At 62.8% G+C, this 12753-nt stretch carries 17 protein-coding genes; 8 read left to right on the plus strand and 9 right to left on the minus strand.

Annotated features, from left to right (window positions below; translation table 11 throughout):
• Positions 1–147 precede the first annotated feature (147 nt).
• Positions 148–456 carry a transposase gene (locus tag GLL_RS01485; RefSeq protein WP_011140281.1) on the minus strand — a complete coding sequence of 103 codons (309 nt, stop codon included), beginning with the start codon at positions 454–456 and terminating at the stop codon, positions 148–150.
• A 206-nt stretch (positions 457–662) separates the two neighbouring features.
• Here GLL_RS01485 and GLL_RS01490 point away from each other — a divergent pair, with 206 nt between their 5' ends.
• The 5 genes from GLL_RS01490 (at position 663) to GLL_RS01510 (ending at position 5853) form a co-directional block, all read left to right on the plus strand.
• A complete protein-coding gene (locus GLL_RS01490) occupies positions 663–935 on the plus strand; it encodes a type II toxin-antitoxin system Phd/YefM family antitoxin (RefSeq protein WP_011140282.1) in 273 nt (90 codons plus the stop codon).
• A gap of 2 nt (positions 936–937) precedes the next feature.
• Positions 938–1369 (plus strand): putative toxin-antitoxin system toxin component, PIN family, encoded by a 432-nt coding sequence (locus GLL_RS01495; protein ID WP_011140283.1) that lies wholly within the window; start codon positions 938–940, stop codon positions 1367–1369.
• Positions 1370–1640: 271 nt separating this feature from the next.
• Positions 1641–3845: a TonB-dependent receptor gene (locus tag GLL_RS01500; RefSeq protein WP_011140284.1), complete on the plus strand. Its 2205-nt coding sequence runs from the start codon at positions 1641–1643 to the stop codon at positions 3843–3845.
• An 8-nt stretch (positions 3846–3853) separates the two neighbouring features.
• Positions 3854–4546 carry a response regulator transcription factor gene (locus GLL_RS01505; protein ID WP_011140285.1) on the plus strand — a complete coding sequence of 231 codons (693 nt, stop codon included), beginning with the start codon at positions 3854–3856 and terminating at the stop codon, positions 4544–4546.
• A complete protein-coding gene (locus GLL_RS01510; RefSeq protein WP_011140286.1) occupies positions 4543–5853 on the plus strand; it encodes a sensor histidine kinase in 1311 nt (436 codons plus the stop codon). Before GLL_RS01505 ends, GLL_RS01510 begins: the two co-directional genes overlap by 4 nt.
• Here GLL_RS01510 and GLL_RS01515 read toward each other — a convergent pair.
• The 4 genes from GLL_RS01515 to GLL_RS01530 are packed head-to-tail and all read right to left on the minus strand — an operon-like array spanning position 5837 to position 7760.
• A complete protein-coding gene (locus GLL_RS01515) occupies positions 5837–6733 on the minus strand; it encodes a homogentisate phytyltransferase (protein WP_011140287.1) in 897 nt (298 codons plus the stop codon). The two genes, GLL_RS01510 and GLL_RS01515, sit on opposite strands and share 17 nt — an antisense overlap.
• Before the next feature lie 55 nt (positions 6734–6788).
• Positions 6789–7019 (minus strand): hypothetical protein, encoded by a 231-nt coding sequence (locus tag GLL_RS01520; protein WP_164928403.1) that lies wholly within the window; start codon positions 7017–7019, stop codon positions 6789–6791.
• Positions 7016–7246, minus strand: a complete 231-nt coding sequence (locus tag GLL_RS01525) for a chlororespiratory reduction protein 7 (RefSeq protein WP_011140289.1) — start codon at positions 7244–7246, stop codon at positions 7016–7018. The genes GLL_RS01520 and GLL_RS01525 overlap by 4 nt, the downstream gene beginning before the upstream one ends.
• Positions 7239–7760 carry a tetratricopeptide repeat protein gene (locus GLL_RS01530; RefSeq protein WP_011140290.1) on the minus strand — a complete coding sequence of 174 codons (522 nt, stop codon included), beginning with the start codon at positions 7758–7760 and terminating at the stop codon, positions 7239–7241. Before GLL_RS01530 ends, GLL_RS01525 begins: the two co-directional genes overlap by 8 nt.
• Positions 7761–7874: 114 nt before the next feature.
• On the opposite strand from GLL_RS01530, the gene GLL_RS01535 reads away from it, so the two are divergent.
• A complete protein-coding gene (locus tag GLL_RS01535; protein ID WP_164928483.1) occupies positions 7875–8525 on the plus strand; it encodes a class I SAM-dependent methyltransferase in 651 nt (216 codons plus the stop codon).
• 90 nt (positions 8526–8615) lie between these two features.
• On the plus strand, positions 8616–9137 hold the full coding sequence (gene frr, locus GLL_RS01540; RefSeq protein ID WP_407920008.1) for a ribosome recycling factor: 522 nt from the start codon (positions 8616–8618) through the stop codon (positions 9135–9137).
• 52 nt (positions 9138–9189) lie between these two features.
• Here frr and GLL_RS01545 read toward each other — a convergent pair whose 3' ends face one another.
• From GLL_RS01545 to GLL_RS01560, 4 genes are read right to left on the minus strand one after another with little or no spacing between them, the layout of a single operon-like run.
• Positions 9190–9924: an energy-coupling factor ABC transporter ATP-binding protein gene (locus GLL_RS01545; protein ID WP_011140293.1), complete on the minus strand. Its 735-nt coding sequence runs from the start codon at positions 9922–9924 to the stop codon at positions 9190–9192.
• Complete coding sequence (cbiQ, locus tag GLL_RS01550) at positions 9921–10700, minus strand: cobalt ECF transporter T component CbiQ (protein WP_011140294.1); 780 nt, start codon at positions 10698–10700, stop codon at positions 9921–9923. Before cbiQ ends, GLL_RS01545 begins: the two co-directional genes overlap by 4 nt.
• On the minus strand, positions 10697–11014 hold the full coding sequence (locus GLL_RS01555) for a PDGLE domain-containing protein (protein ID WP_011140295.1): 318 nt from the start codon (positions 11012–11014) through the stop codon (positions 10697–10699). Before GLL_RS01555 ends, cbiQ begins: the two co-directional genes overlap by 4 nt.
• A complete protein-coding gene (locus GLL_RS01560; RefSeq protein ID WP_011140296.1) occupies positions 11004–11696 on the minus strand; it encodes an energy-coupling factor ABC transporter permease in 693 nt (230 codons plus the stop codon). Before GLL_RS01560 ends, GLL_RS01555 begins: the two co-directional genes overlap by 11 nt.
• 155 nt (positions 11697–11851) lie before the next feature.
• Between GLL_RS01560 and GLL_RS01565 the strand changes: the two genes are divergently transcribed.
• On the plus strand, positions 11852–12556 hold the full coding sequence (locus GLL_RS01565) for an SDR family oxidoreductase (protein ID WP_164928484.1): 705 nt from the start codon (positions 11852–11854) through the stop codon (positions 12554–12556).
• The last annotated feature ends 197 nt before the right edge of the window (positions 12557–12753 follow it).

A 12753-nucleotide genomic window follows, 5' to 3' on the forward strand; every position in this document is an offset into this window, starting at 1 on the left:
TGCAGAAATTCTGATTTTCGACTATCCGCCATAGCGGTTCGAATAGTCTTAGAACTGCGGTCGCCGATCACCCAGGTAAGAATGCCTGGAACAGCCTGATCAACTACCGTCCAGACCCAGATCTTGTTTTTTTATCTGGATGAAAGTCTATAACTTGTCGAGCTGAGCCACCGTAGAAATTTTCTTGGTTTGTGGTAGATCGGGCAAGGCGAGAGCGGCTTGTTTGACCCAGTTGATCACCGTATTGCGGCAGACTCCAGTCGTCCGCTCAATGCCACGAAAGTCCATGCCATTGAGATACATGGTCAGGCAGTTGCGTTTCACTTTTTCTGGATAACCTTGGGGAGTATAATACTCAAGAAACTGCTTGCAACAGTCCTTACAGATGTAATACTGAACGCCGCGTCGATGACCGTTTTTCGAGAAGTTATCGGACTGGCAGGCAGGGCATTTCATTTCTCCATTGTGCACCCCCCAATCGCAGGTGAGATTCATTGAGGGTCTGTTTGGATTAGCCGCCTAGCAGATGGATATTTCGGAAAAAACTGCATCACAAATTATATTTGCAACACAGTCGTGCAACCTCCTGTGAACGACAAGCCCTTGCCCGGCCTTGCTGCATCAACCATAATGACCATATTAACCATAGAGATCGCAACACCATGATCAGCGAAACCAGCGCCGTCGCCTTCCGCCAGAACCTGGGCGAGATGCTCAATCAGGTGCAGTACCGTCACGACAGCATCCTCATCAAGAAGGACGGCAAGCCGGTGGCCGCCTTGGTCGATGCCCGTCTGTTCGAACGCATCCGCCGCATGCAGGCCCGCTTCGATGCCTTGTGCCAGCGCATCGAGGCCGGGTACGCCCAGCTTCCCGAGGCCGAGGGCCTGGCCGAAATCGACGCGACTGTTGCCCAAGTGCGCGCCGGGCGCTGACCGTGCCCGCGCTGAGCGTGGTGCTGGACACCAACGTCCTGCTGTCCGGCATCGCCTACCCCGCCAGTGTGCCGGGCAAGCTCATCGCCGCGTGGAAGCACGGCGCGCTGGACATCGTGCTCTCGGCCTACATCCTCGACGAGTTGCGGCGCGTGCTGCCAAAACTCGCGCACCGGCACGGCCTGAGCGCAGGTGAGATCGACGACCTCATCGACGCCCTCGCGATCCAGGCCGAACTCGTTGAACCTGAAGCCAGCAACGATCCCGCCTTGTCCGACGCCAACGACCAGCCCGTGCTGGGCACGCTGGTCGCCGCGCTGCGCGGCGGACAGGCGCAGACGCTCATCACCGGCGACAGGGCCTTGCTGGCCTTGCGCGACCGCTACCCGATCCGCACCCCGGCGGAGTTCTGGGCAGTGCACGGTGGCGTTTGAGGGGGTGCGAGCGAACCAGGGGTAGTGGCAAGGAGGGAGGCCATCAATTTTCGGGGGGTACCTGCTGCATCTGGGTTTCTGAGCGCTTTCCAGCCCACGCCAGCCACACTATCGTCTAAGGGACAATTCTCAATTTTTGGCTCGAAAAGCGGCGGAGCTTTCCATATTCTGCCGTTAACCAGTGCTTATTCATCCGTTACGGGTTTATCACCTCTTTTGTTAACCACGAACAGTTACGGTACCCCCAGAGCGTCGGTGGGGAGGGACGGCTGTGGTTTTGGGGTGGAGTAGGGGTGTCGCGCTGACGGTGGCCCTGGGAAGCGCCGCGCTGGCGGGGGGTGCTGTGCGCGCCGAGCAGGCAAGCGATTTGCTCAAGGATCAGACCCAGGCCCAGGGCCTGATCGAGCCCAGGGCGGTCGGGGAAGATCTGCCGGAGGTGACGGTCACAGCGACCAAAAGCCGCGAGGAGCAGGTCTACAAAGTACCCTTGGCGGTAACGGTGCTTTCACAGCAGCGCGCCAGTGAGCGCGACGGCACGACGATCGTCGATTTGCTCAAAGGCGAAACCGGTGTCTGGGTCCAATCGAGCGGGCCGGGCCAGGGGACGCCCTTCGTGCGCGGGGTGACCGGGCGCGAGGTGCTGCTGCTGCAGGACGGGTTTCGGATCAGCCCGGCCTTTATTCGCTCCGGACCGAATCAATACCTGGCGCTATTGGACCCTTATGCCTTCGAGCGCCTGGAGGTGGCCCGCGGACCGGTCTCGGTGCTCTACGGCAGCGACGCGCTGGGTGGAGCGGTGAACGTCGTGGGTGCCACTCCCCAGTTTACCGGTGAAGCGACCCAGGCGAAGGGGCGGGTCTACGCCGGGTACGGCACGGCGAACGCCGAGCGAAGCGGCAGGCTTGAAGTGTCGGCGGGCAGTGAGGGCAAAGCCTTCAGCCTGGGGCTCACCTACCGGGGCTTCGACGATTTTCATCTGGGGGGCAGCCCCAACCCACAGCTTTTGTTCCCGAACGCCGATCCGCGGCTGGTGAGCGGCAGCGGCTACGAGTACTACGCGGGTCAACTGAAATTCGCCGTCAATTTCGATCCGACCCAGCGGCTGGTACTGGGGCTCGAATACAACGAGGTACCGAGGTTTGCGGCCATCGACAGCCTCATCCAGGGCTACGGCAGTGCGGTGATCGATGCGTCCAATTTCTTCACACCCCAGAGTCGGCTGTTTACGACGCTCACCTACGAAGTGAAACCCCGCGAAAGCTGGCTGACCTCGGGACAGTTGAAGCTGGGCTACCAGCGCATCCTGGATGATCGCCTGCGCCGCTCCTACAGCACCCGCCCGAGCTTTCCCAGTTTCGGCAGCGGTGTGGCCGACGCTTTTTACAACAGCGAACGCAACAACAGCAACCTGTTCGGTACCCAGTTGACGCTTGAAAGTGTCGCCGGTCGCCACACGCTCACCTACGGCGGCGAAGTTTACTCCGATGTGATCTTCAGCGACACCGTCCGCCGCTTCGATGCGGGTTCGACCGCCGTGCGCCCCTCCCGCTACGTCTCGGGCTCGACTTTCGAGCAGTGGGGAATATTTTTGCAAGATTACATCCGCTGGAGCGACCGGGTGAGCACCGTGCTCGGCGTGCGCTATTCGTCTGTGACCGCGCGCGTACCGGCGGACGGATTGCGCGACTCACCGGCATTTACCAACAACTCCAGCGACTTTACCTACAACCTGAGCAACGCCTTTTTTATTACGCCCGAGATTAACTACGTCCTCAACGTCGGCCGGGGCTTTCGCGCCCCCAACATCAGCGACTTGTCGCAGGCGGGGGTGGAGGGCAATTTCTTCAACTCCCCCAACCCGAACCTGCGCCCCGAGCAGGTCTTCTCGATCGACACGGGTTTTAAGTTCCGCACAGGCACCTTCACAGGCGAACTGTTCGGCTTCTGGAGCAAGTACTCCGACCGCATCCTCACCGTCCTCACGGGCAACACCGTGGCGGGTCTTGCCGAGCGGCGCCAGGAAAATGCCGCAAGCCAGATTATCGGCGGCATCGAATTCGGCGGCCAGTGGCGGGTGATCCCGGAGTTGGCCCTGCTCGGCACCGCCACCTGGACCCAGGGGGATACCACCCTCAACACCGGCGAGGTGGTGCCCGCCGACCGCATCCCGCCTTTTAACGGCGTCGTCGGGGTGCGCTACGAACCGCCGGCGGGCAAATTCTACGTCGAGCCGCTGTTGCGCTACGCAGGCGCCCAGAACCGCTTGGCCCCGAACAACCGGAGCGACAACCGCATCAACCCGAACGGCACCCCCGGCTTTTTCGTCTTCGACGTGCGTGCCGGGTTATCGGTTGGCGAGAGCCTCTGGCTGCGGCTGGTGGCCCAGAACCTCACCAACAACAACTACCGCGAGCACGGCAGTTCCCTCGACGGGCTGGGGACGAATATCTTCTTCAATGTCGATTACCGCTATTGAGTACTGCCATGGTCCGGATCTTGCTCGCCGAGGACGACGAGCGCATCGCGATCCCGCTTGCTGAAGATCTCACCCACCAGCACTACCTGGTGGATGTGGCGGCGGACGGCAAAGCCGCCTGGCACTACGCCACCAGTTACCACTACGACGTGCTCCTTCTCGATGTGATGCTGCCGGAAATCGACGGCTTCGCCCTGTGCCGGCGGTTGCGCGAGGCGGGTTACGAGCAGCCCATCTTGATGCTCACCGCCCTCGATCGCACCACGGACCGGGTGGCCGGGCTCGACAGCGGTGCAGACGATTATCTGGTCAAACCCTTCAGCCTGGAGGAGCTGGGGGCCAGGGTGCGGGCCCTGCTCAGGCGCAGCGGCCCGACCCGGGGGCCGGTGCTCAAAGCCGGACCCTTGAGCCTCGATCCGCTGATGTTGCAGGCCACCTACGGCGGCTTGCCTGTGCACCTGACCCCCAAGGAGTACCGGTTGCTCGAATGCCTGCTGCGCCACCCCGGCCAGATCTTCAGCCGCGAGATGCTCCTGGACCGGCTGTGGGAACCCGCCCATGCCGGGGGGGACGACGCCGTCAAAGCCCTAGTGTTGCGTCTGCGGCGCAAATTGCAAGAAGCCGGAGCCCCGCAGGACTTGCTGAAGACGGTGCACGGCTTCGGCTACTGCTTCAATCGCTGCGCAATGGAACACGAATGATTGAGCCGTCGCTGTTTACCCGCACACGCTTGCAGCTGCTGGCCGGTTTTCTGGGGGTGCTTGCGGCAATCTTACTGCTCTTCTGCGCGGGGGTGGGGGGCTTTTTTCGCCTGGCACTTGTGCAACGCTTCGATCAGCAACTGGCCGCCTTCGCCCACGCCGCCCTCAACACCATCGACATCGAGGAGGGCGAGTTCGACTTTCGCTCCGCCCCCCAGGCCTCTTCCCAACCGCTGCCCACCGACACCGAGGTGCAATGGTTCGACCCGGAGGGCCGCCTGCTGCGCGAGGTGGGCGCACTGCCGGGGATCGCTGCGCAGCTTGCCGAGCGGCCGGCGACCGGTCGCTTCGAGAGTTTGCCCGGTCCGCTGCGCGCCTGGGTGGAGCCGGTGCGCGCCCCCGGCGGCACCCTCGCGGGTTACCTGCGGGTTACCCGCTCTTTTGAAACGGTGGAAGGTCCCTTCGGGCAGCTGCTTTGGGGGTTGGCGGCGGGCATCCCGGCGGTCTTGCTGGTGAGCGCTGCGGGCGGCTGGTGGCTCACGGGCTTGGTGATCCGACCGGTGGAGGACACCCTGCGCAGACTGGAACAGTTCGCCGCCGACGCCAGCCACGAGTTGCGCAATCCCCTGATGGCCATCCAGAGTAACTGTGCGGTCGCCATCAAGTATCCCGAGCAGATGCGCCCCGGCGACCGGCAAAAGTTTTTGCGCATCGAGGATGCCGCCCGGCAACTGCTCACCCTCGTGCAGGAGTTGCTGATGCTCGCGCGTACCGGCGAGGGGATCGCAGCTCCCGAGCCGGTCGACCTGGCGCATCTGGTGCGGGAACTGGCGGCGGAGTACCGCCCGCGCACCTGCGAGCGCGATTTGCAACTGGATCTTGCGATCGAAGCGTCGCCCGCTTCCTGGCAGGTGTCGGGCAAGGCGGTCCAACTGCGCTGCCTGCTTGCCAATTTGATCGAAAACGCGGTCAAGTTCACTCCCGAGGGCGGAAGCATCGCGATCCGGCTCAGCCGCGAACCCAGGGAAATCCTGGTACAAGTAAGCGACACCGGCGTCGGCATCGTCCCGGCCGACCTGCCCCACGTCTTCGACCGCTTCTGGCGGGCGGACCGCTCGCGTCACCGCCAGGGCGGCAGCGGTCTGGGTCTGGCCATCGCCCACGGTATCGCCCAGGCCCACGGCGGTACTCTCGACGCCCGGAGCGTTCCCGAGCACGGCAGCACCTTCACCGTGCGCCTACCTGCTGTCCATGAGAGCAGGCGTCAGGGTAAAAACGGCGGCCCCGGCCTCACAGCCACCAGGTGAGCGGATAAACCAGATATTCCACGTAATAAAGCTTCCAGATGAATTGATAGAAATCGGTAATCTCGGCGTTGTCTTTGAGATCCACCTGACCGCGGCGGTAGAAAAATACCGCCAGCATCGCGGTATGAAAGACGAGCAAAAAGGTGATTCCGGCAGGCGAGAGAAACAGGGTGCTCAGGGCGCTCACCAGCAGGTAAGTTGCCGCCAGCAACCAGCAGGACAGATCGAAGACAAAACGCTTGCCCAGGCGCAGTGAAAAAGTGGTGATGGCAAAGCGCCGGTCGCCCTCCATGTCGGGAATATCTTTAAAGATGGCGATCACAAAAGTAAACAGGGTGACAAACAGGCTCAGGCACAAAATCGCCGGGCCGAATTGCACCGGTTGGCCGGCCCCATCCAGAAAATAGCCCCACAGTCCCAGATTGACGATGAGACCGCGCACGGTGAAGATGCACAGCGAGGCGAACAGCGCAAAGCGCTTCAGGCGCAGGGGCGGCAGGGAGTAGGCGGTGCCGATGAGCACGCTCGCCGCCACGGTGGCAAACAGGTACAGATTCTGGAGCGCGATCACCAGGGCCGCCACCCCCAATATCCCCACCAGCGCCGTCCCGGTGCGCGGCGAAATCTCGCCGCTCGCGATGGGCAGGTAGGGCTTGTTGATGCGATCGATTTTGATGTCGGTGAGTTGGTTGAGGCCGACGATGTAGACGTTGGCGCACAGACAGCTCACCTGGGCGACAAGCAGCGCCGCGAGCCCTTCCGCGGTGATGGCGCCCAGACTTGCCGAGGCGATGAGGAAAATGCCGACCAGGCTCGCGGCGGTGCCGTAGATGGTGTGCGGGCGGGTGAATTTCCAGAAGGCTCTCAGCGTCGGCGGCATCCGATATCCAGTACCCGTACCAACAGTATCCGCAACAAATTGTACCGCCTGGAGCTCACCGGCAGACTTTGCCCACCGCCGCGCCCGGGGTGCCCGCGTAGGGGGTGGCGTCGCCGGCGCTTTCGGAGGCGCGCGGCCCGTTTTTGTCGTTGTCGGGGTCGATGCGCGGGTTGTCGATACAAATCGGAACGCTGTTCGGTGGCTGCTCATCGGTGCAGCGCACCACCAGCCAAGCGACCAGGGCGAAGGCGGCAAAGACTGCCAGGATGCGGGGGGCCGCGCTCATTTTTTTTCGAGACGCACGCTGTACCACTGCAGGTACTCGCCGGGCAGCGTCGGGTAGTCGCAGGCGGTGTCGAGCAAAAATTTGACCTGGTGGGCCAGGGCTTCGCCTTCGAGACCCTCCGCCCGCCGAACGGCATCGGCGAGAACGGCCTGCAGTTCGACTTCGGTGAGGAACTGCTCCTCCTGGCCGGTGCGCAGCAGCACGTAGTACTCTGCGTCGTTATCCATCGGCGGTGGAGGGAACGCGTTTGCGCAAAGCCCGCGCCCGCCGCTCGGCGGTGGCGTTGGCGGGCTGGAGGGTGAGCACCTGATCGTAGGCTTCGAGGGCCTGGAGGGCCTGGCCCTTCATCTCCAGGGCGTGGCCCAGGTTGTTGAGGGCGGAGACGTAATCGGGTTTGAAGCGGACGGCGTCTTTGTACTCGCGGATGGCCAGGTCGTATTGGCGCTGCTGGAAGTGGCAAAAGCCGAGGTTGTTGTGGGCCTCAGCGAACTCGGGCTCGGCCTGGAGGGCTTTTTTAAAGTTCTCGGTGGCGTCCATATATAGCCGCTTCTCAAGATAGGCGCAGCCCAGCTCGTAATAATCCTGGGCGCTCGCCTGGCCGCCTTTGACCTTGGGCTGGAGTTTGTTGATCACCCCTTCGACCCCGACATTGCGACGCACCTGCCGGAAGACCTGCCATGCCAACCAGCCCAGCAGCGCCGCCAGACCGATCAAATAGAAAATGCGAAGATTATCGTTCATGGCCCCGCACCGTCCGCCCGCACACTGTTCAAGCTAACACAGCCCCGGAGGACGAGCCCGCGCGCCGAAGCTGGGGCACCATGGAAATATGAAGTTGTGTATCCAGACGAGCCGATGATGACATTGCCGATAGCGAGCCGCCCCGACGAAGGCGACGACGGGCTTTTCTACCAGCAGCCGCGGCTGGTGCAGCACATCGACCTCAGTTTTATCGCCAACCTGCAGGAAGTCTTCCGGCAGTACCTGCCCGAGAACGCCACGATTCTGGACACGATGAGCAGTTGGGTCTCCCACCTGCCCGAGGAGCTGAAGACGGCTAAGGTCGTCGGTCACGGCATGAACAGCGTCGAACTGGCGGCCAACCCGCGCCTGGACGAATTTTTTGTGCAAAACCTCAACCAGAACCCGAAACTGCCTCTGGCGGACAGCACCTTCGATGCGGCGCTCAACACCGTCTCTATTCAGTATTTGGTAGACGCGCCGATAGTGCTGGCGGAGGTCAACCGGGTGCTCAAACCGGGCGGTGTGGTGATTATCAGCTTCTCCAACCGCATGTTCCCGACCAAGGCGGTGCACCGCTGGCAAAACAGCGAAGAGGAGGAGCGCGTCGATCTGGTCCAGCAATATCTGCTTGCCGCCGGGGGTTATACCGATCTGCGGGTGCACCGGAAGCTGCCCACGGGGCTGACGTTCTTTTTCTCCCAACAGCGCGATCCGTTTTATTGTGTGACGGCGCGCAAGGGGGCGCCTGAAGTCCGGAGGTAGTAGCGGAACGGAGCGTTCATCGGCGATCATGGGTGATTGGTGCTCCCATGAATGGAGGTTGCGGTGAACGTTTCGAAGACTGAACAGGACATGCGCAAGGCGATCGAGGCGACGGCGGGCAACTTTGCCACCATCCGCACCGGCCGTGCGTCCACCTCCCTTCTCGACCGCATCAACGTCGAATACTACGGACAACCGACGCCGCTGAAGACCCTGGCCACGATCACCACTCCGGACGCTTCGACGGTGCTCATCCAACCCTACGACCCGAGTTCGCTCCGGCTTATTGAAAAGACGATTCTCGAATCGGACCTGGGGCTTCCCCCCAGCAACGACGGCAAGACCATCCGCCTCAACATTCCGCCGCTGACGGCCGAGCGGCGCAAAGACCTGGTCAAGGTGTTGCGCAACCTGGCGGAGGAAGGCCGGGTGGCGGTGCGCAACATCCGCCGCCACGCCATCGACGAAGTGCGCAAAGAAGAAAAAGACGCCAAAGTCTCCGAAGACGAAGCCAGGCGGTTGCAAGACGAAGTCCAGAAGCTCACTGATAAGTCTATCCAGCAGATCGAAAAACTGTTCGAGGCCAAAGAAAAGGAGATCACGACCGTCTGATGGGGTGGTCCTGGTCCTTCACGCCGGGCGTACCATTTTGCTAACGCCTTTGCTAACGCCCCAGCGAAAGGGGCAATTCCAGGCCGTGGGTCTCAAGCAGCACCCGGTCGGCGAGGATCTGATCGCTCGGCCCGTCGGCCACCACCTGGCCCCGATCGATGATGATTGTGCGGGTACAAGTCTCCAGGGCCATGTCGAGGTCGTGGGTGGCGACGAGCTTGGTCTGGGGCAACTCGGTGAGCAAACGAATCAGGCGGCGGCGGCTGCGCGGGTCGAGACCCGCCGAGGGTTCATCGAGGACCAGCACCTCCGGCTCCATGGCAAGCACACCGGCTAGGGCCACCCGCTTCTTCTCGCCGATCGACAGGTTGTAACTCTGTCGCTCCAGGAAGCGGGCGGGCTCCAGACCCACCCGTTCGAGCGCTGTGCGCACGCACTCGCGCAACTTCTCACCTTTGCGGCCCAGATTTTGGGGACCGAAGGCGACATCCTCGCCGACGGTGGGCATAAATAGCTGATCTTCGGGGTTCTGGAAAAGTAGGCCTACGAAGCGACGGGCAAATTCGAGGGTGGAAGCGCTGAGCGGCTTGCCCCCCACCTCGATGCGGCCCCGGCCAGGCAAGAGCAATCCGTTCAGGTGCAATAGCAGCGTCGATTTGCCGGAGCCGTTCGGGCCGACTAGGGCGACGTTCTCGCCCGTACCCAGCGCCAGGGTTATTCCCCGCAGGGCGGCGGTGCCGTCGGGATAGCTGTAGTGCAGCTCTTCGACCACCAGCGGCTCGATCATAGCCGCCACCAGGCAAGGGTCAGCGTCGAGACGGCAAACAGGGCGGCGGCGGCGGTCACGAGCCGTTCGTCCGGCCGCCAGGGGCGGGCGTCCGCCTCCGGGAAGCGGCCCGTAAATCCGCGCGCCTGCATCGCCAGATAGGTGCGCTCGCCGCGCCCGTAGGTGCGCAAGAACAGTGCTCCCAGCAAATTGCCCAGAATATTCCAGCGCAACAGCGCCCGCGCCCCCGAGCGGGCCTGGGCGGCACGCTGCATCGAACCGAGTTCGTCGACCAGCACCGCCACGTAGCGCAGCATCGATTCGAGCACCCTTACCAGTAGCGCCGGACAGCCGAAACCGGCGAGCGCCTGCAGCAGCGAAGGGGCCGCGGTGGTGAGGGTGAGCAGGTTGAGCACCCACAGCGAGAGGGCCGAGCGCACCAGTACGCTGGCAAAGGTGAGCAGCGAGCCGTCCGCAATCACCAGCGGCCCCCAGGTCCAAAGCGGTGTCCCTCGCCCGGAGAGCAAAATCGTGAGCAACAGCACGCCCACAAACACCAGTTCGACGGCGAGCCTGCGCAGCAAAGCGACGGGCGAGACCTGGCTTAGGAGCATGAGGATGGCGAGCACCGCGGCGTAGAGGCCCCAATAGTTCCAGGCTCCCTCCGGCAACAGCACCGCCCCGAGGACCAACAGCAGTGCCACGGCCAGACGCACCCGCGGCTGCAGTCGGTGCCAGAAGCTGTCGCCCTGGGCGTAGGCGGCGAGGCTGAAGGTCGGTACGTGCAGCAAGATCACGGGCGTTTTGCTCCCCGCGCGCGCGCGAGCACCGCCCCCGCTCCCCAGGCGAGGCCGAAGACCGCGAGGGTGCCTGCGATTCCGGCGGCGATTTTGGCGGCGGCCGGATCGGAAAGGCCGCGCAGTTCGTAACCGGCGAACCACTCGGCGAAGGGTAACTTCTCAGCCCAAGAAGGCGCTTCCCGGTGGGCAAAGCCCTGATCGGTCGCCACCCGCTCCAGCCCGTCCGGGTCGGGACTCGCAAGGGGCGAAACGATGGCCACCAGCAAAGCCAATCCCAGACCGGCCAACACCCAGCGGCTCCTAGCGCCCACGGATCGATTCCTTGACGGGTTGAACCGCTTCGAGGAGTGGGGGCGCGGGGGGCTCGAAGATTAAATCGGGCCGCGTGCGCCACAGGAAGCTCACGACGCCGACGGTGAGGATGGCTTCGCCGATGCCGATCAGCGCGTGCACCCCGACCATCGTGGGCAGCACAACAGCTAGGTTCACGGTGCCGGAGAGGGCCAGCTGCACAGCCACCAGGGCCGAGGCCGTCACCACGCTCACCCAACTGGCCACGGCCGTGCCGGTGGCTGTGGCCAGCCAGCTTGTTCCTCCAAGCAGCGTGCGCAGACCCCGGTAAAGGTAGTAGCCCAAAAACGTTCCCACGAAGCCCATGTTGAATAGATTGGCGCCCAAGGCGACGATGCCGCCATCTTGAAACAGCAGCGCCTGCACTCCGAAGACGACCATCACCGCGAGCGTACCGGCCCAGGGACCGAGCAGCACCCCGGCCAGCGTGCCGCCCAACAGGTGACCGCTGGTGCCCCCGAGCACCGGAAAATTGATCATCTGGGCCGCGAAGATAAAGGCGGCGCTCACGCCCATCAAAGGCACCAGCCGGTCGGCGAACTGGCGCTCGACCTGGCGCAGGGCGATGCCCAAGATCACCAGAGACACCAGACCCATGGCCAGGCAGACGGGCAGGCTCAAAAACCCATCCGGAATGTGCATCGCCAGCAGCGGCAGCCGTAAATTCACCCTGTATTCCCAAAGCCTCTACATACCATAGCGCCTCCATTTTTTCGCCATATCCACCCGGGGGGGATGCGAAGCGGTAAGGATCCGGTGTTCAAAATGGGATGGGCGCTACATTCGGAGGAACATTCATGGACAAGAAACTGGCGGTCGTGACCGGGGGCAATCGCGGTATCGGCTTCGAGGTGAGCCGTCAACTCGCCAACTTCGGCCACCGGGTGATCCTCACCAGCCGCGACCCGGAACAGGGAAAAACCGCCGCTGAAAAGTTGCAATCGGAAGGTCTGGATGTACTTTTTCACCCGCTCGACGTTACCGACCCGGCGAGTGCCGAAGCGCTGGCCGGTTTCGTGCGCGAGCGCTTTGGCCGCCTCGACATTCTGGTCAACAACGCCGGCATTCTCCAGGACGGCGGCGCCGATGCCGCCCGGCTGCTCGATGCTGACCTGGACATGCTGCGCACCACCTTCGAGACGAACACCCTCGGCCCGGTTCTGGTTGCCCACGCCCTGGTGCCTTTGATGCAGGGCCGTGGCCGGGTGGTGAACGTCTCTTCCGGCGCCGGGCAACTTGCCGACATGGGCAGCGGCTATCCTGCCTACCGCGTCTCGAAGACGGCCCTCAATGCCGTGACGCGCATTCTGGCCAACGAACTGGCGGATACGAAAATACTGGTCAACGCCCTCTGCCCGGGTTGGGTGAAGACCGACATGGGTGGCCCCGGCGCTGCGCGCACCCCCGAGCAGGGAGCCGACACAGTTGTCTGGCTTGCGACACTGCCCGACAACGGTCCTACCGGCGGCTTCTTCCGCGACCGCAAGCCAATTCCGTGGTAGTAGACGCGCATGTTTGAAAAGCTTGCCCGGTATCTCTTGTAATAAATCTACTCGCATCAATTCCTGCGCAAGCGAACAAGTGCCCCTGTAAGCGTAAACTCATTCCGCCTACAGATCCTCGTGCAACACCAGGTGTCAGGTGTCAGTTCAAATCAAAAACAATTCTTCGGACCGCCTGTCACCTGAGGCTATCGTGT

It is taken from the genome of Gloeobacter violaceus PCC 7421 (assembly GCF_000011385.1).
In the GTDB taxonomy this organism is placed as follows: domain Bacteria; phylum Cyanobacteriota; class Cyanobacteriia; order Gloeobacterales; family Gloeobacteraceae; genus Gloeobacter; species Gloeobacter violaceus.

Coding starts and splice junctions, on each gene's coding strand:
- GLL_RS01530 (WP_011140290.1), bottom strand. CDS start 7,760: ATGAACGATAATCTTCGCATTTTCTATTTGATCGGTCTGGCGGCGCTG.
- GLL_RS01520 (WP_164928403.1), bottom strand. CDS start 7,019: ATGAGCGCGGCCCCCCGCATCCTGGCAGTCTTTGCCGCCTTCGCCCTG.
- GLL_RS01535 (WP_164928483.1), top strand. CDS start 7,875: ATGATGACATTGCCGATAGCGAGCCGCCCCGACGAAGGCGACGACGGG.
- GLL_RS01515 (WP_011140287.1), bottom strand. CDS start 6,733: ATGCCGCCGACGCTGAGAGCCTTCTGGAAATTCACCCGCCCGCACACC.
- frr (WP_407920008.1), top strand. CDS start 8,616: ATGCGCAAGGCGATCGAGGCGACGGCGGGCAACTTTGCCACCATCCGC.
- GLL_RS01510 (WP_011140286.1), top strand. CDS start 4,543: ATGATTGAGCCGTCGCTGTTTACCCGCACACGCTTGCAGCTGCTGGCC.
- GLL_RS01525 (WP_011140289.1), bottom strand. CDS start 7,246: ATGGATAACGACGCAGAGTACTACGTGCTGCTGCGCACCGGCCAGGAG.
- GLL_RS01545 (WP_011140293.1), bottom strand. CDS start 9,924: ATGATCGAGCCGCTGGTGGTCGAAGAGCTGCACTACAGCTATCCCGAC.
- GLL_RS01485 (WP_011140281.1), bottom strand. CDS start 456: ATGAAATGCCCTGCCTGCCAGTCCGATAACTTCTCGAAAAACGGTCAT.
- GLL_RS01560 (WP_011140296.1), bottom strand. CDS start 11,696: ATGCACATTCCGGATGGGTTTTTGAGCCTGCCCGTCTGCCTGGCCATG.
- GLL_RS01505 (WP_011140285.1), top strand. CDS start 3,854: ATGGTCCGGATCTTGCTCGCCGAGGACGACGAGCGCATCGCGATCCCG.
- GLL_RS01490 (WP_011140282.1), top strand. CDS start 663: ATGATCAGCGAAACCAGCGCCGTCGCCTTCCGCCAGAACCTGGGCGAG.
- GLL_RS01565 (WP_164928484.1), top strand. CDS start 11,852: ATGGACAAGAAACTGGCGGTCGTGACCGGGGGCAATCGCGGTATCGGC.